This is a genomic window from Candidatus Symbiopectobacterium sp. NZEC135 (assembly GCF_025962695.1).
Map to the genome: position 1 here is coordinate 1 of NZ_JAGFPF010000264.1, position 2036 is coordinate 2036.

Below are 2036 nucleotides of genomic sequence, written 5' to 3' on the forward strand. Positions count from 1 at the left end.
ATCAGCTCGAAAGCATCACGGATTTGCAACACTACAGCGGTGTCCATGATGTCCTGAGTGGTTGCCCCCCAGTGAACAAAGCCACCGGACTCACCCGCCTGTTTGGAGATTTGATGCACCAGCGGCAGAATCGGGTAACCGACAATTTCGGTCTCATGGCGCAGCAGATCGAAATCCAGCGTATCGGCATTGCAGCGCTGGGCAATTTCTTGCGCCGCTGCCTCAGGGATCACGCCACAGCGTGCCTGCGCTTTGGCAAGCGCTACCTCAACGATGACATATTTTCTAATCAGTTCGTGGTCGTCAAAAACGGCGCGCATTGCTGGCGTGCCAAAGGCATCACGAAACAGTACGGAATCAAGCACATTCGAAGCCATAAAAGCATCCTGAAATGAGAGTAAGAGTGATAAACTGCGCCTGTCATGCCGCAATGGGGTTGCCAGTAAGCCAATACTGTTAACAGGCATGACAGGCGCATCGGGTACTCACCTATCTGTACTATTGTTTATGTACAAGCACGTTTAAATGTACGAACAATTACAAATGTACGGACATTGTGAATGTACGAACAAGATAGAATGTACGGACATAAAAGCGAAAGCGCTTTAGCGCAGCTTTGTGATATTGATCAGTTATGCGGGAAAAAAACCGTTGCCTATAAAAGAATCGTTGTATCGACGCATTGCGCGTGAACTTGCACAGCAAATCCTCTCCGGACAATACCCGGTGGGTTCCCTGTTACCGACGGAAATGGCGCTGTGCGAACACTATCAGGTCAGCCGACACACCATGCGGGAGGCGCTGCGCGATTTGACCGAGCAGGGATTGATCACGCGGCGCAAGGGGTTGGGCACACAAGTGGCAGACAAAGCGCAGCATAAAGGGTTGAATCACCCGCTGGCCTGTCTGGAAGATCTGTTTTTTCTGGCGAAAAATAATCCGCGTGTCGTGAAAAGGATTGATGAAGTCGTTGCTGACTACGATCTGGCACAGACCATCGGCTGTGAGCCGGGATCTCGCTGGCTACACGTTGCCAGCATTCGGGAAGACAGTGAAAACAAAGATGCGCCCATATGTTGGACGGACAGCTACGCCAGTGCCACCTTCACCAAAGTGCGCCAATTGGTACGCAGCGATCCCTTCGCGCTGATCAGCGATCTGATCGAAACCCACTACGGCATTCAAAGCGAAGAGGTACGGCAGACCATCTCTGCGGTCACCGTGTCGGCGAAAATTGCCAAGGTGCTGGGCGTTGAGCCCGGATCGCCAGCGCTGAAGATTGTTCGCCGCTATCTGGATCGAGACGGCAATACGTTTGAAACCACCATCTCGGTGCACCCCGCCGATCGCTATGCGTGTTCTATCGTACTGACGCGGGCAAAAGGCTGAAGGCTTCACATTTCTCGTGAAACGGATATGAATCACTCACGCGTTGCAGATACGTTTATAATTCAACCGTTATAGTACGCGCAGTATAACTACGGAGAGCGTTTTTTTGGACAGTCAAAGCGATACACGTTGTGAAAACATCGTTCGTGAAAACATCGATGGTAAAAACAGAAGCAACAACAGCATTACCTCTCCGGCAAACTGACACACCCTAATGTGCGTTGCTTGCCGGTAACGGCGGGCGACGCAATCAGCATTACGATCACAATTGCATCCCTGTTAAACGTTCATCCAAGACGGCGGATATGAAAAGCCGTACACACAGGAAGCATCAGGATGCATCTCTACACTTACGCACTCTTTCCTCCCGGCCAACAGCGCCTTTATATCCAGTAATCCCTCGCTTTCAGGCAGCGGCGGAGCCGTTATGACAACGCTCACCCGTCTTACCTTCAAGCGATGATACTGAATACACGTCTGGTTTCTTCGGAGATTCCTGCGATCCCGGCGTTCCGGCATCATTACGTTCAATCTATCGCTTCTCAGCGGTTAAGGAGCCGAAATGGACGATCACCCCAGTCAGCAATCTACAACGCGTAGCAAGGGATGACACGCTAGCACGTTTGCTTCTCCGTCCTCTCTGTCAC

The 2036-nt window shown here is 51.4% G+C and carries 1 protein-coding gene and 1 pseudogene; one reads left to right on the plus strand and one right to left on the minus strand.

Translation table 11 applies throughout. The annotated features are described in order from the left end of the window. A pseudogene (locus J5224_RS25685) lies at positions 1-377 on the minus strand (lyase family protein); the annotation flags it as partial. 280 nt (positions 378-657) lie between these two features. Between J5224_RS25685 and J5224_RS25690 the strand changes: the two are divergent. After that, positions 658-1389 carry a GntR family transcriptional regulator gene (locus tag J5224_RS25690; protein WP_319801697.1) on the plus strand — a complete coding sequence of 244 codons (732 nt, stop codon included), beginning with the start codon at positions 658-660 and terminating at the stop codon, positions 1387-1389. Positions 1390-2036: the final 647 nt, after the last annotated feature.